Source organism: Sulfurivermis fontis (genome assembly GCF_004001245.1).
GTDB classification, from domain to species: domain Bacteria; phylum Pseudomonadota; class Gammaproteobacteria; order Thiohalomonadales; family Thiohalomonadaceae; genus Sulfurivermis; species Sulfurivermis fontis.
Genome location: NZ_AP018724.1, coordinates 272,269 through 285,040, shown reverse-complemented (window position 1 = coordinate 285,040; position 12,772 = coordinate 272,269). Strand labels below are relative to the sequence as shown.

General features: G+C 66.5%; 18 protein-coding genes. All 18 read left to right on the top strand.

Going from position 1 to position 12,772, the window contains the following annotated elements:
• Positions 1–139: 139 nt before the first annotated feature.
• The 18 genes from arsB (at position 140) to EP379_RS01380 (ending at position 12,613) form a co-directional block, all read left to right on the top strand.
• Positions 140–1,174 carry an ACR3 family arsenite efflux transporter gene (gene arsB, locus EP379_RS01465; protein ID WP_420824467.1) on the top strand — a complete coding sequence of 345 codons (1,035 nt, stop codon included), beginning with the start codon at positions 140–142 and terminating at the stop codon, positions 1,172–1,174.
• Between the two features lie 63 nt (positions 1,175–1,237).
• Positions 1,238–2,158, top strand: a complete 921-nt coding sequence (locus EP379_RS01460; protein WP_127475044.1) for a sulfurtransferase — start codon at positions 1,238–1,240, stop codon at positions 2,156–2,158.
• Positions 2,159–2,192: 34 nt separating this feature from the next.
• Positions 2,193–3,149: a permease gene (locus tag EP379_RS01455; protein ID WP_127475041.1), complete on the top strand. Its 957-nt coding sequence runs from the start codon at positions 2,193–2,195 to the stop codon at positions 3,147–3,149.
• Between the two features lie 42 nt (positions 3,150–3,191).
• On the top strand, positions 3,192–3,497 hold the full coding sequence (locus EP379_RS01450; RefSeq protein ID WP_127475038.1) for a hypothetical protein: 306 nt from the start codon (positions 3,192–3,194) through the stop codon (positions 3,495–3,497).
• 21 nt (positions 3,498–3,518) lie between these two features.
• Positions 3,519–3,749: a thioredoxin family protein gene (locus EP379_RS01445; RefSeq protein ID WP_127475036.1), complete on the top strand. Its 231-nt coding sequence runs from the start codon at positions 3,519–3,521 to the stop codon at positions 3,747–3,749.
• A gap of 8 nt (positions 3,750–3,757) precedes the next feature.
• Positions 3,758–4,168 carry a thioredoxin family protein gene (locus EP379_RS01440; protein ID WP_127475034.1) on the top strand — a complete coding sequence of 137 codons (411 nt, stop codon included), beginning with the start codon at positions 3,758–3,760 and terminating at the stop codon, positions 4,166–4,168.
• Positions 4,165–4,866, top strand: coding sequence for a cytochrome c biogenesis CcdA family protein (locus EP379_RS01435; protein ID WP_127475032.1), 702 nt, complete (start codon positions 4,165–4,167; stop codon positions 4,864–4,866). Before EP379_RS01440 ends, EP379_RS01435 begins: the two co-directional genes overlap by 4 nt.
• Positions 4,863–5,435: a sigma-70 family RNA polymerase sigma factor gene (locus EP379_RS01430; protein WP_127475030.1), complete on the top strand. Its 573-nt coding sequence runs from the start codon at positions 4,863–4,865 to the stop codon at positions 5,433–5,435. The genes EP379_RS01435 and EP379_RS01430 overlap by 4 nt, the downstream gene beginning before the upstream one ends.
• On the top strand, positions 5,432–5,968 hold the full coding sequence (sigZ, locus tag EP379_RS01425; RefSeq protein WP_127475028.1) for an RNA polymerase sigma factor SigZ: 537 nt from the start codon (positions 5,432–5,434) through the stop codon (positions 5,966–5,968). The genes EP379_RS01430 and sigZ overlap by 4 nt, the downstream gene beginning before the upstream one ends.
• Entirely contained in the window at positions 5,968–6,441 is a 474-nt protein-coding gene (locus EP379_RS01420) for an arsenate reductase ArsC (protein ID WP_197722833.1), read from the top strand. Before sigZ ends, EP379_RS01420 begins: the two co-directional genes overlap by 1 nt.
• Positions 6,438–6,896 (top strand): YiiD C-terminal domain-containing protein, encoded by a 459-nt coding sequence (locus EP379_RS01415; RefSeq protein WP_127475026.1) that lies wholly within the window; start codon positions 6,438–6,440, stop codon positions 6,894–6,896. The genes EP379_RS01420 and EP379_RS01415 overlap by 4 nt, the downstream gene beginning before the upstream one ends.
• A 78-nt stretch (positions 6,897–6,974) precedes the next feature.
• Positions 6,975–8,030, top strand: a complete 1,056-nt coding sequence (locus EP379_RS01410) for a permease (RefSeq protein ID WP_127475024.1) — start codon at positions 6,975–6,977, stop codon at positions 8,028–8,030.
• 36 nt (positions 8,031–8,066) lie between these two features.
• Positions 8,067–8,282, top strand: coding sequence for a YgaP family membrane protein (locus EP379_RS01405; protein WP_127475022.1), 216 nt, complete (start codon positions 8,067–8,069; stop codon positions 8,280–8,282).
• Between the two features lie 25 nt (positions 8,283–8,307).
• Entirely contained in the window at positions 8,308–8,553 is a 246-nt protein-coding gene (locus EP379_RS01400; RefSeq protein ID WP_127475020.1) for a thioredoxin family protein, read from the top strand.
• A gap of 145 nt (positions 8,554–8,698) precedes the next feature.
• Positions 8,699–9,118: an OsmC family protein gene (locus tag EP379_RS01395; protein WP_197722832.1), complete on the top strand. Its 420-nt coding sequence runs from the start codon at positions 8,699–8,701 to the stop codon at positions 9,116–9,118.
• A gap of 5 nt (positions 9,119–9,123) precedes the next feature.
• Positions 9,124–9,405: a thioredoxin family protein gene (locus tag EP379_RS01390; RefSeq protein ID WP_127475017.1), complete on the top strand. Its 282-nt coding sequence runs from the start codon at positions 9,124–9,126 to the stop codon at positions 9,403–9,405.
• A 4-nt stretch (positions 9,406–9,409) separates the two neighbouring features.
• On the top strand, positions 9,410–10,336 hold the full coding sequence (locus EP379_RS01385; RefSeq protein WP_127475015.1) for a cation diffusion facilitator family transporter: 927 nt from the start codon (positions 9,410–9,412) through the stop codon (positions 10,334–10,336).
• Between the two features lie 240 nt (positions 10,337–10,576).
• A complete protein-coding gene (locus tag EP379_RS01380) occupies positions 10,577–12,613 on the top strand; it encodes a methyl-accepting chemotaxis protein (RefSeq protein WP_127475013.1) in 2,037 nt (678 codons plus the stop codon).
• Positions 12,614–12,772 lie beyond the last annotated feature (159 nt).

Below are 12,772 nucleotides of genomic sequence, written 5' to 3'. Positions count from 1 at the left end.
AGTGCCCTACAGCCAAACGCACACAAAACCTTTGCGCTCTTGGCGCCCTTTGCGCCTTTGCGTTTAACGCTTTTGAAATTCTGGAGTTCCCATGTCCGCACAATGTGAAACCACCGCCAAGAAGGCCGCCGGCAGTCCGCTGGGCGTATTCGAGCGTTATCTGACGCTGTGGGTGTTTCTGTGCATTCTTGCCGGCATCACGCTGGGCCATTTCTTCGCCGCGCCGTTCCACTTCATCGGCGGCCTGGAGGTGGCGCAGGTCAACCTGCCGGTGGCACTGCTCATCTGGCTGATGATCATTCCCATGCTGCTCAAGATCGACTTCACCGCCATGTCGCATGTGAAGGAGCACTGGCGCGGCATCGGCGTCACCCTGTTCATCAACTGGGCGGTGAAGCCCTTCTCCATGGCGCTGCTGGCCTGGATCTTCATCCGCGGCGTGTTCGCCGACGCCCTGCCCGCCGATCAGCACGACAGCTACATCGCCGGCCTGATCATCCTCGCCGCCGCGCCATGCACGGCGATGGTGTTCGTGTGGAGCCATCTCACCAAGGGCGAGCCGCACTTCACCCTCACCCAGGTGGCCCTCAACGACGTGATCATGGTGTTCGCCTTCGCCCCCATCGTCGGCCTGCTGCTCGGGCTGGCCTCCATCACCGTGCCGTGGAACACGCTGCTGCTGTCGGTGCTGCTATACATCGTGATCCCGGTGCTGTTCGCCCAGTGGTGGCGTGGCCGCGTGTTGCGCAATGGCGGCCAGGCGGCGCTGGACGCACTGCTCAAGCGCCTGCATCCCGTCTCGCTCATCGCCCTGCTCGCCACCCTGGTGCTGCTGTTCGGCTTCCAGGGCGAACAGATCCTGGCGCAGCCGCTGATCATCGCCATGCTGGCGGTGCCGATCCTGATCCAGGTGTATTTCAACTCCGGCCTGGCCTACCTGCTCAACCGCCAGTTCAAGGTGGCGCACTGCGTGGCCGGGCCTTCGGCGCTCATCGGCGCCAGCAATTTCTTCGAGCTGGCCGTGGCCGCCGCCATCGCCCTGTTCGGCTTCAACTCCGGCGCGGCGCTCGCCACCGTGGTCGGTGTGCTGATCGAGGTGCCGGTGATGCTGTCGGTGGTGAAGATCGTCAACGCCAGCAAGGACTGGTACGAACGTCCGCAGCGCATGGAATGAAACTGCGTCCGGCATCATCTGCATACTGTGGCCATTACGCCCTGACATAACGGAGAACCTTACATGCGTACCTTGACGAAACTCTTGCTGGCGCTCTGCCTGTTCACTCTCACCCAAGCGGTGCTGGCACGCGACTTCCTGGTCGATGCCGCCTGGCTGGAAGAACACATCAACGATCCCAGGACCGTGGTGCTGGAGGTGCGCTACCACCCGCACCGCTATTACACCGTCGGCCATATCGCAGGCGCCGTGCAAGTGCAGCGCTTCAAGGACCTGGGTGACAATCACGGCTCGCCCATCATGCGCTTCCCCACCAAAGCGGCCTTCCAGGCCACCCTGCGCCGCTGGGGCATCAACAACGATTCCCTCATCGTCATCTATGACGACTCGCGCACCGCGCTGGCTTCGCGCCTGTACTATCTGCTCGCCCTGTACGGCTACGACATGAAGAACGTCAAGGTGCTGGAAGGCGGCACCAACGAGTGGAGCGCCTTCAACGAACTGTCCACCGACCCGGTCAAGCGCAAGCCCGGCAACGTCACCCTGAAGGACGCCGACAAGAAGCTGTACGTGGAATGGACCGACGTCTATGACGACGTGGTGTCGCGCCGCGATCCCAAGGTGGTGCTGCTCGATGCCCGTCCGCACGACATGTACACCGGCGAGGTGATCCGCCACTCCATCCAGGGCGGCCACATCCCCGGCGCCATCAACGTGGTGAGCCTGGACGGCACCGACGCGCAGAGCCAGAAGTGGCACGACGCCGAGCGCCTCGCCGCCATGTACCAGTCCATACCCAAGGACAGCACCGTGTACATCTACTGCCACGACGGCTTCCGCATGGGCCTGGCCTGGATGCAGCTGAGGAGCCTGGGCTACAAGGACGTGCGCCTGTACAACGGCGGCTGGTCGCACTGGGGCAATGAGCTGACCCTGCCGACGGTGATGGGTAACGAACCTTACGACGCGGATTACGCACTGTAATTACCGATCCCCACCAACCGACTGATCACACGCCATGTTTGCTGCACTCGCCAATCTGATCGTCTACCAGTGGATGGGGCTCGACCCGTCCAGCCGCCTCGGTGCCGCGCTGCACTTCTTCGTCATGGACACGGCGCAGATCTTCGTCATGCTGGTGGTGATCATCTACGTCATGGGCCTGCTGCGTGCGCTGCTGTCGCCGGAGAAGGTGCGTGACTACGTGCGCGGCAAACCCAAATGGCTGGCACGCAGCACCGCCGTCACCCTGGGCGCCATCACGCCGTTCTGCTCCTGCTCCTCGGTGCCGCTGTTCATCGGTTTCGTCGAGGCCGGTATCCCGCTGGGCGTCACCTTCTCCTTCCTCATCGCCTCGCCGATGATCAACGAGGTGGCGGTGGTGATCCTCATCGGCATCCTCGGCTGGGAACTGACCCTGATGTATGTCGCCGCCGGCCTCACCGTGGCCTACGTCGGCGGCATCGTCATGGAGCGCTTCAAGCCGGAGCGCTGGGTGGAGGATTACGTGTGGAAGATCCACATGGGCCAGGTGGCCCTGCCGGAACCGGACACCTCGCTGGCCGGGCGGCACCGCTACGCCTGGAACGAGGTGAAGGAGATCGTCGGCCGGCTGTGGAAGTGGGTGGTCGCCGGCATCGCCGTCGGCGCCCTGTTCCACGGCTACGTGCCGGAAGGCTGGGTTACCGAACATCTCGGCAGCAAGGACAACTGGCTGGCCGTCCCCGGCGCCGTGCTGCTCGGTATTCCGCTCTATTCCAACGCCACCGGCGTGATCCCGGTGGCGGAGGCCATGCTGGGCAAGGGCGTCGCCGTCGGCACCACCCTGGCCTTCATGATGAGCATCGCCGCCCTGTCGCTGCCGGAACTGATCATCCTGCGCAAGGTGATCAAATGGCCGGGCCTGGCGGCCTTCTCCGGTGTCCTGGCCGTGGCCTTCATCCTGGTCGGCTGGGGCTTCAACCTGCTGACGTAAGCCGCAGGTGCGCCGTGCACAGCCACATATGAGGAACCTTCCATGAACGAACAACCGCAACTGCACTCCTCCATCGTCGCCATGATCTCGCTGGCCGCCGGCATCGCCGCCAAGCATCCGGCCATGGGTCAGTGCCAATTGCAGCGCCTGCGCGACATGAAGGTGCCGGAACACCAGATTGCCGCGGTGATCGAGATCGCCCGCCACATCCGTGATGAAGCGGCGCAGCAACTGGATGCCGCCTTCGACGAAAAGGCCGCGCAGGTAAAGCCCACCTTCAGCGTCGCCGCAGCGCCGGCCGAGGCCTGCGGCTGCACCCCCACCAAGAGCGGCCAGTCCTGCTGCTGAATCCGATAAAGGATATCTGCCATGAAAAACATCAAGGTACTCGGCACCGGCTGCCGCAACTGCCAGACCACCTACGAACTGATCCGCAAGGCGGCCGAAGAGAAGGGCGTGGCCGTGGAACTGGAAAAGGTGGAAGACCTCGGCCAGATCATGAGCTACGGCGTGATGTCCACGCCGGGCGTGGTGGTCGACGGCAAGGTGGTCCATGCCGGCGGCGTACCGGATCGCAAGAAGGTCGATTCCTGGCTGTAATGCCGCTGATGGACAACAAGCGCCGAATTGCCGTGGTCGCGACGGTGCTGCTCGCCGTCGCCGCCGTGCTGGTGTTGAAGCCGCGCAACGAAACGACGGCGGTAAACACCCCCGCCACCGCACTGCCCCAGCTGGTCGACCTCGGCGCCACCACCTGCATCCCCTGCCGCATGATGGCGCCGATCCTCGATCAGCTGCGGGAGGATTTCGCCGGCCGCTTCGAAGTGCACTTCATCGACGTGTGGCTGCACCCGGATGCCGGCAAGCAATACGGCATGCGCGTGATCCCGACGCAGATATTCTTCGATGCGCAGGGGCGCGAGCTGTTCCGCCATGAGGGCTTCTATTCGCGCGAGCAGATCCTCGGCAAGTGGCAGGAGCTGGGCTACGATTTCGGCGTCACTGAGGCAACCCGATGATCCAGGGCCTGTTTGAAGCCCTCAACAGCGGCCTGGGCGCGGCGCCGCTGTGGGCCCTGGCCGCCGCGGCGCTGTGGGGCGTGGCCAGCATGCTGCTCAGTCCCTGCCATCTCGCCGGCATCCCCCTCATCGTCGGCTTCATCAACGGCCAGGGCAACGTCGGCACCCGCCGTGCCGTCGCCCTCGCCAGCCTGTTCGCCCTCGGCATCCTGATCACCATTGCCGTCATCGGCGTGATCACCGCGGCGCTCGGCCGCATCGCCGGCGACCTGGGGGCCTGGGCCTATTACCTGGTCGCCGCGGTATTCCTGCTGGTGGGGCTGTATCTGCTGGACGTGATCCCCGCGCCCTGGTCCGCCCCCGGCAGCGTGCCAATCAAGGGCCGGGGCCTGCTGCCGGCGCTGTTGCTGGGCCTGGTGTTCGGCATCGCCCTCGGCCCCTGCACCTTCGCCTACATGGCGCCGGTGCTGGGCGTGGCCTTCGGCACCGCCGCCACCACGCCGCTGTTTTCCGCCGCGCTGCTGCTGGCCTATGGCGTGGGCCATTGCGCGGTGATCGTGGCCGCCGGCTCCGCCACCGGACTGGTGCGGCGCTACCTGGACTGGAGCGGGCGCAGCCAGGGCACCCAGCGCCTGCGCCAGGCCTGCGGAGTACTGGTCATCGCCGCCGCCCTCTACCTCCTCTGGATCGCCCAATGAGCACCGCACTCACCGCCGCCGCCTGGCAACAGCACCGCGCCAGCGTCTACCGCTACCTGCGCCGCCGGCTGCCGAGCGTGGAACTGGCCGAAGACCTGGTGCAGGAAACCTTTCTGCGCCTGCATCGCACGCCGCCGCAGACCGAAACGCCGGCACAGCTGCGCGCCTGGCTGCTGCGCACCGCCCGTAACCTCGTCGTCGACCACTATCGCGCCCGGCGCGACGAGGTCGAGGTGGACGACGCGCTGGCGGCGGACGACGGCGACCGCGCCGCCGCGCTGCGCACCCTGGAACCGTGCATCGCGCCGCTGGCCGCGCGGCTGCCCGAGCAGTATCGGGCCGCCCTGCTGTGGGACCTGGCCGGCGTGCCGCAGCAGGAGATCGCCGCGCGCCAGAACATCGGCCTGTCGGGCGCCAAGTCGCGGGTGCAGCGCGCACGCAACCTGTTGCAACAGGAGTTCCAGCACTGCTGCCGCTACCATTTCGATCACGCCGACGCACTCATCGGCTACACGCCGCTGGCGGCCAGCCCGGCGTGCAGCGGCGTCGCCGGGGAAGGGCCACCATGAACTGCGTGATGACCGCCTGGCACCAGCACGAGGCCGAGCTGCGCGCCTGGCTGCAACGCCGGCTGCGCAATCCCCACGACGCCGAGGACATGGTGCAAGAGCTGTTCCTCAAGGCCATGCGCCAGGAACGGAAGTTCTGCGAAATCGCCAACGCCCGCGCCTGGCTGTTCGAGGTGGCGCGCAACGCCGTGGCCGATCGCCTGCGCCTGAAAAAGGAGCAGGTGGAACTGCCCGACGACCTGGTCGCCGCAACGGACGAGCCGGTGCCGGTGGAGACCCTGGCCGAGTGCCTGCCGCGTGCCCTGGCCGAACTGTCGGCGGAGGATCGCGAGGACCTCACGCTGTGTGACCTGGAAGGGCTGACCCAGGAAGAGTATGCGCGGCGCAAGGGCCTCACCCTGCCCGGCGCCAAGTCCCGCGTGCAGCGCGCGCGCAAGCGCCTGCGCGAACACCTCACCAGCGCCTGCCAGGTGCGCTTCGACGCGGCGGGCAAGGTATGCTGCTTCGTGCCGCGCACGCCAAGCGGCGGTTAATGGCTACACTGAACCACACCGACACCACGGAGCCCACCATGCCCACTCCCCTGCGCGTACTGTTCATTTGCGACGGCAACGCCGCCCGCTCCCAGATGGCCGCCGGCCTGCTGCGCCATCTCGGCGGCAGCGACTTCGAAGTGCACAGCGCAGGACTGGAGGCCGCGGCGCCGCAACCGCAGGCCATCGCTGCGTTGCAGGAGATCGGCATCGACATCGCCGGCCTGCCCACACCCCACATCGACGATTACGAAGCAATGCAGTTCGACTACGTCATCACCCTGTGCGAAGAGACCAAGGAAAGCTGTCTGGCCTTTCCCCGCGACCACGCCAACCTGCATTGGGAATGCGCCGACCCCGCCGACGTCAGCGGCCCCACCGCGGCGGTGACGGCGGCCTACCGCCAGGTGCGCGACCAGCTGCGCCGGCAGATCGAACAGTGGCTGCCCACGGTACGCCGCGCCGGAGCATGACTACCGACGAGTTACGCGAGTCGCTCTACCGCGACATCCCGCTGTCCCGCGCCATGCAGCTAGCGGTGCGGCAGGCCGACCCCGCCTGCACGGTGCTCGCCATGCCGCTGGCGCCCAACGCCAACCACATGAACACCGTGTTCGGCGGCAGCGCCAACACCCTGGCGATCCTCGCCACCTGGAGCCTGCTGCACCTGCGCCTGGCGGCGGACGGGAAGCCGTGTCAAATCGTCATCCAGCACAACACCATGCACTACCTGCACCCCATGCCGGACGCAGCCGAGGCGGTGTGCCGCTGCGACGACGATGACGCGGCGTGGGCGCGCTTCGCCCGCACCCTGGCCCGGCGCGGCCGCGCCCGCCTCACCCTGCACGCGGAGGTGCACAGCGCCGGCCGCCTGTGCGCGCGATTCGAAGGAGAGTTCGTCGCCGCACACCGCCCCGCGGCCAAATAAACTGCATCCTTTTGCCCCGTCGTTCGTCTCCTCCGTTGCGAGCCCCTTTCCGCCCGCATCGAATGAGGAGAGCCGACCATGCAAGCCCTTGCCGCCCGACTGAAAAACTGGCCCAGCGCCCAGCCGCTGCTGTTCCTGCCCCTGGCCGCCGTGGTGTGGTTTCTGCTCTACCAGGCCCTGGTCCCGGCCTCCGAGGCGCTGGTGGCCGCGCTGCCGGTGGCGCGTGACAGCCATCTGGGCAGCGCGCTGCAATTCTTCTTCTACGACACGCCCAAGGTGCTGCTGCTGCTCACCGGCATCGTCTTCGTGATGGGCATCGTGCACACCTTCGTCTCCCCCGAGCGCACCCGCGCCCTGCTCTCCGGCCGGCGCCTGGGCAGCGGCAACGCCATGGCCGCCTCCCTGGGCATCGTCACGCCGTTCTGCTCCTGCTCGGCGGTGCCGCTGTTCATCGGCTTTTTGCAGGCCGGCGTGCCGCTGGGGGTGACCTTCTCGTTCCTGATCTCGGCGCCGATGGTCAACGAGGTGGCGCTGGCGCTGCTGTTCGGCATGTTCGGCTGGAAGGTGGCGGCGCTCTACCTGGGGCTGGGGCTGCTGGTGGCCATCGTCGCCGGCCTGGTGATCGGCAAGCTGCGCATGGAACACCATCTGGAAGACTGGGTGCGCGCCATGCAGAACACCGCGACGCCGACGGCGGCAGTCAACGCAGAGATGGGCTGGGGCGAGCGCATCGACAACGGTTTCCACCATGTGCGCGAGATCGTCGGCAAGGTGTGGCCCTACATCCTCGCCGGCATCGCCCTCGGCGCCGGCATCCACGGCTACGTGCCGGAGGATTTCATGGCCTCGATCATGGGCAAGGACGCGCCGTGGTGGTCGGTGCCGGCGGCGGTGCTCATCGGCGTGCCCATGTACACCAATGCGGCCGGCATCATCCCCATCGTCGAGGCGCTGATGGGCAAGGGCGCGGCGCTCGGCACGGTGCTGGCCTTCATGATGGCCGTCATCGCCCTGTCCGCACCGGAGATGATCATCCTGCGCAAGGTGCTCAAGCCGCGCCTCATCGCCACCTTCGCGGGCGTGGTGGCCGCCGGCATCCTGCTGGTGGGCTATCTGTTCAATGCCGTGCTGTAACGGAAAACTATGCTTTAACCACAGGAGAAAAACTGCATGAAAGGCAACGTCATGGCGCGGATGATTTCCGTCATGGTACTGATCTCGCTGGCGCTGACCCACTTCAGCGGGCAGGCCAACCTGCTGGCGCCCACCTGGCTGTGGCTGGCCGGCTTCGTCGGCATCATGGCCTTCCAGGCCACCTTCACTGGCTTCTGCCCGGCCAGCAAGCTGATGGGCAGCGGCAAGGGCGGCAGTTGCTGCGGCGGCTGATTTTTCACTGAGCGAGGAACAGGCGATGAAGAACATCAAGGTACTGGGCACCGGCTGTGCCAACTGCAAGACCACCCTCAAGCTGATCGAGGAAGCGGCCAAGGCCAAGGGCGTCGAGGTCGCGCTGGAGAAGGTGGAAGACATACAGAAAATCATGAGCTACGGCGTGATGTCGACGCCCGGCGTGGTCATCGACGGCAAGGTGGTGCATGCCGGCGGCGTACCGTCCCGGGATACGGTCGACGGCTGGCTCAGCGGCGGGGGTGTCTGATAGGACACAAGGCCATGCACCACGTCGAGGTATTGGGCTGCCAATGCGCCGCCTGCCGCAAGACCGACACGCTGGTCGACGAGACCACCCGCTGCCGACCGAACACCTGACGACAACGCCCCGGGGACCGGGCAGAGAACAAGCCATGGAAAAGACCAAGATGAGCTTTCACGTCGAGACCGTACAACTTGCCGACGGGGGCAGCCGCGCCCGCTGCAAGCAGGCGGAATTGCACCTCGACACCGATCTCGCCGGCGACCCGCACGCCTTCAATCCGGCGGAGCTGCTGCTGGCCGCCCTCTCCGCCTGCATCATCAAGGGCATCGAGCGGGTCACGCCGATCATCGGCTTCGAGCTGCGCGGGGTGGAGGTGCGCCTGGACGGCGTGCGCCAGGACATGCCGCCGAAGATGGAATCCATCAGCTACGAGATCATCGTCGACAGCGACGAGCCCGACTCACGCCTGGAACGGCTGCATGACAACGTGCGCAAGTTCGGCACGGTGTACAACACCATCGCCCCCGGCACGGAGCTGCGCGGCGTACTGCGGCGCAAGACGTCCTGAGCGCCATGTCCGCCTGTGCCTCGCCGTCACCCGGCGCCCCGACGCTGGCCCTGACCCTGGTCGGCAGCGGCGAACCGCTGCTGCGCATGGAAAAACGCCTGCACTGCGCCGCCGCCGGGGCGGGCCTGCGGCTGGAACTGGAGATCCGCAAGGACGCCGAGGCGCTGGGCATCCCCTACGCGCAGACGCCGGCGGTGCTACTTAATGGACAGGTCATGCTCCGCGGCCTGCGGCGCACGGAAGAAATCGAAACCTGGCTGCACACAACCTTCACCCACGAGAACTGAACCCATGGGCCACCACCACCACGATCACGCCCACGGCGGCAGCGGCAATACCCTGCTCATAGCCACCCTGCTCACCCTGGGCTATGCCGCCGTCGAGGCCGGGGTCGGTCTGTGGGCCGGCTCGCTGGCCCTGGTGGCCGATGCCGGCCACATGGTCAACGATGCCGCCGCCCTGGCCCTGGCCGCGGGCGCGGCCTGGCTGGCGCGCCGGCAGACCTCGTCCCGCCACAGCTACGGCCTGGGCCGCGCCGAATTTCTCGCCGCGTTGATCAACAGCCTGGCCCTGCTGGCGCTGGTGGCCTGGCTCACCGTCTCCGCCGTGGAGCGCCTGCAGACGCCGCAGCCGGTGCAGGGCGAGGCGGTCTCGCTCACCGCCGCCATCGGCCTGGGCATCAATCTGCTGGTGGCCTGGCTGCTTTCCCGCGGGGAACAGAACCTCAACACCCGCGCCGCCCTGCTGCATGTCATGGGCGACCTGCTCGGCTCGGTGGCGGCCCTGCTCTCCGGCCTGGTCATCGCCTTCACCGGCTGGACCCCCATCGACCCGCTGCTGTCGCTGGCCATCGGCGCACTGATCCTCTTCTCCAGCCTGCGCCTGCTGCGCGAGACCCTGCACGGCCTGATGGAGGGCGCGCCGTTCGATATCGATCCGGAAGAGGTCGGCCGGGCGCTGGCCGCCGTGCCCGGCGTGGGCTCGGTGCACGACCTGCACATCTGGCAGGTCAAGGCGGGGGAGACCCTGCTCACCGCGCACCTGGTGGTGCAGGACATCGCCCGCTGGGAGGGCGTCATGGAGGCGAGCCACGCCCTGCTGGCCGAACGCTTCGATATCCACCACGCCACCCTGCAACCGGAACCCATGACCCGCACCGTGCGCTGGCGCGAGCCGCCGGGACACGACGGGCAGCATCGGCATGGGCGCACACCGTAACTCGGCGCTTTCATCGTGGCCGTGCGCGGCCATCACTACCGATGGTTACCGAGTCGCACCGTCCCCACCCGGAGCCGTCACGGTTCGGTAACGCGCTCCGCATAAAATCCACAATCTTCCCGCGGCATATTCCCTCCCGCGCGGCATGTCCATTGCATAAGCGCTTCACACCAGCCACCCTAAGTGTGGCGTTTATATTCACATCATAAAAACTGCGCATACCAATCGGAGGGGAATCGGATGCGTTTCGCCGACTTGAAGATCAAATGGAAGATTACCCTGGTCGCCGCGGCAGTATTCCTGCCGGTGATGGCCGCGGGCACACTGTATTTCTACCAGCAAATCTACTGGCTGGAGGTGCGCAACGCCCTCGGCGGCCTGATGAACTTCGTCGACGCCAAGCAACAGGGCGTAATCCGCTTTCTGGACCAGAACGAGAAATTCGCCCAACAGCTGGCCGTGCTGGTGCAGGAGGCCGACGGCACGGCGACACGCCGCTACCTGCGTGCAGTGATCGAAACCGACGGCTTCGATCTGAAGCAGCATCCCTTCCATGAGGAGATCCAGGCCGGCAAGCGCCGCATCCCCACCTGGCAGGTGTATCACGCCATCGACGTGGTACGCGACGGGCGCATCGCCCTGTCGTCGGACCCGGCGCGGGAAGGTCGGGCGTGGACACAGAACATCGATCTCACCCACGGCTATTCCGACGTCTGGCGCGATGGCGAGGTACCGGTGCTCAGTTTTGGTGCGCCCATCGCCGGCGGCACGGTCTACGTGCACGCCGATGCACGCATGCTCACCCTCATCGTCAATGGCGAGATCGGCAACCTGGCCGGTGACATGGGCGCCTTCTACCTGGCCGGCGTGGGCAAGACCTTCGACTACTACATCGTCAACACCGACAACATCATGCTCACCGAATCGCGGGTGCGCCCGGACGCCCTGCTCAAACTGCGCGGCAGCGAGTTTCCCTGGCGGGTGACGCAGCAGGATCGCAGCATCAACATCATGTGCGGCAAGGACGGCACCTACGTCACCAACGCCGGCTGCACCACCGGCTGCCGCGAGGCGATGGGTTTCTACGAGGGCCCGACGGGCAAGATGATGCTGGGTGCATCCATGCCATTCTACGATTCGCGCTGGACCATCGTGGTGGAACAGGAGGCGGATGAACTGCTGCAACCGCTCGCCGAACTGCGCAATATCATGATCGTCATTGGCGCCATTTCGGGCCTGGCCGCCTTCCTGCTGTTCGTCTGGGTAGTCAACCGCTATATCGTCGGGCCGCTGGGCCATCTCACCAGCACCATCCAGGCCATGGCCGCGGAGAGCGGCGAGTTTGACCTCACCAGCCGCTACGAAAGTGATCGGCGCGACGAGATCGGCGAAATCTCCCGCGTGTTCGATACCCTGATCGGTTCGCTGCACAAGATCGTCGAACACATCCGCAACGATGCCGAGCGGCTCGGCGCCACCGTCAGCCAACTCTCGTCCAGCTCGGATGAAATGGCGCACAGCTCGCGCCAGCAGATGGACAGTGCCGCCACCGTAGCCTCGTCGGTGGAACAGCTCACCACCAGCATCGGTCAGGTGGCGGAACTGGCGAGCGAGACGCGCCGTCTCGCCGCCGCGGACCTGGAGCGTGCCGCCGAAGGCGCGCAGGTGACGCAGGGGGCGGCGCGCGAGATGGAACGCATCGCCGAATCGGTGGCCAACTCCTCACGCCTGGTCGACACCCTCAACGAACGCTCCAGCCAGATCGGCGGCATCGTGCAGGTGATCCGCGGCATCGCCGAACAGACCAACCTGCTGGCGCTCAACGCCGCCATCGAGGCGGCGCGTGCCGGCGAAAACGGCCGCGGCTTCGCCGTGGTGGCCGACGAGGTGCGCGCCCTCGCCGCCCGCACCCAGCAGGCCACCAGCGAGATCAGCGGCCTCATCGACGCCATTCACAACGAAGTGGAGGCCACCGTCGCCGGCATGGAACAGACCCGCGGCCAGGCCGAGCAGGGTGTCAGCATGGTCACCCAGGTGCAGCAGGCGCTGTCGGGCATCGGTGCCAGCGCACAGCAGACCGCCGGCAAGGTGCACGAAATCGCCGACGCCACCCACGCCCAGAGTGCCGCCAGCGACGAGGTGGCAGCCAACGTCGAGGCCATTGCGCGCATGGCGGAGGCCAACAACGCCACCGCCGAACAGACCGCCGCGGCCGCCGCGCAGTTGCAGGAGCTGGCGCAGCAACTGCAACAGGCGGTGGCGCATTTCCGGACCTGACGGGACGCCGCACCCCACCTGTGGGTCGGACTTCAGCCCGACCCACAATGCCTCCGGCCCCAGACCTTTGCGCCGCTGCGGCGTGCATGTGCGCGCTGTTGGTGCGTGAATCACTGCCTACCCACTCTGCGCGGCAATTTCCTCTTTGCAGCGCACGCG

What these genes read in the sequence shown, in the direction of transcription:
- EP379_RS01405 (WP_127475022.1), top strand. Translation starts at nt 8,067, where the DNA reads ATGAAAGGCAACGTCATGGCGCGGATGATTTCCGTCATGGTACTGATC.
- EP379_RS01385 (WP_127475015.1), top strand. Translation starts at nt 9,410, where the DNA reads ATGGGCCACCACCACCACGATCACGCCCACGGCGGCAGCGGCAATACC.
- EP379_RS01420 (WP_197722833.1), top strand. Translation starts at nt 5,968, where the DNA reads ATGGCTACACTGAACCACACCGACACCACGGAGCCCACCATGCCCACT.
- EP379_RS01460 (WP_127475044.1), top strand. Translation starts at nt 1,238, where the DNA reads ATGCGTACCTTGACGAAACTCTTGCTGGCGCTCTGCCTGTTCACTCTC.
- EP379_RS01430 (WP_127475030.1), top strand. Translation starts at nt 4,863, where the DNA reads ATGAGCACCGCACTCACCGCCGCCGCCTGGCAACAGCACCGCGCCAGC.
- EP379_RS01380 (WP_127475013.1), top strand. Translation starts at nt 10,577, where the DNA reads ATGCGTTTCGCCGACTTGAAGATCAAATGGAAGATTACCCTGGTCGCC.
- EP379_RS01450 (WP_127475038.1), top strand. Translation starts at nt 3,192, where the DNA reads ATGAACGAACAACCGCAACTGCACTCCTCCATCGTCGCCATGATCTCG.
- EP379_RS01445 (WP_127475036.1), top strand. Translation starts at nt 3,519, where the DNA reads ATGAAAAACATCAAGGTACTCGGCACCGGCTGCCGCAACTGCCAGACC.
- EP379_RS01435 (WP_127475032.1), top strand. Translation starts at nt 4,165, where the DNA reads ATGATCCAGGGCCTGTTTGAAGCCCTCAACAGCGGCCTGGGCGCGGCG.
- sigZ (WP_127475028.1), top strand. Translation starts at nt 5,432, where the DNA reads ATGAACTGCGTGATGACCGCCTGGCACCAGCACGAGGCCGAGCTGCGC.
- EP379_RS01410 (WP_127475024.1), top strand. Translation starts at nt 6,975, where the DNA reads ATGCAAGCCCTTGCCGCCCGACTGAAAAACTGGCCCAGCGCCCAGCCG.
- EP379_RS01400 (WP_127475020.1), top strand. Translation starts at nt 8,308, where the DNA reads ATGAAGAACATCAAGGTACTGGGCACCGGCTGTGCCAACTGCAAGACC.
- EP379_RS01440 (WP_127475034.1), top strand. Translation starts at nt 3,758, where the DNA reads ATGGACAACAAGCGCCGAATTGCCGTGGTCGCGACGGTGCTGCTCGCC.
- EP379_RS01455 (WP_127475041.1), top strand. Translation starts at nt 2,193, where the DNA reads ATGTTTGCTGCACTCGCCAATCTGATCGTCTACCAGTGGATGGGGCTC.
- EP379_RS01415 (WP_127475026.1), top strand. Translation starts at nt 6,438, where the DNA reads ATGACTACCGACGAGTTACGCGAGTCGCTCTACCGCGACATCCCGCTG.
- EP379_RS01390 (WP_127475017.1), top strand. Translation starts at nt 9,124, where the DNA reads ATGTCCGCCTGTGCCTCGCCGTCACCCGGCGCCCCGACGCTGGCCCTG.
- EP379_RS01395 (WP_197722832.1), top strand. Translation starts at nt 8,699, where the DNA reads ATGGAAAAGACCAAGATGAGCTTTCACGTCGAGACCGTACAACTTGCC.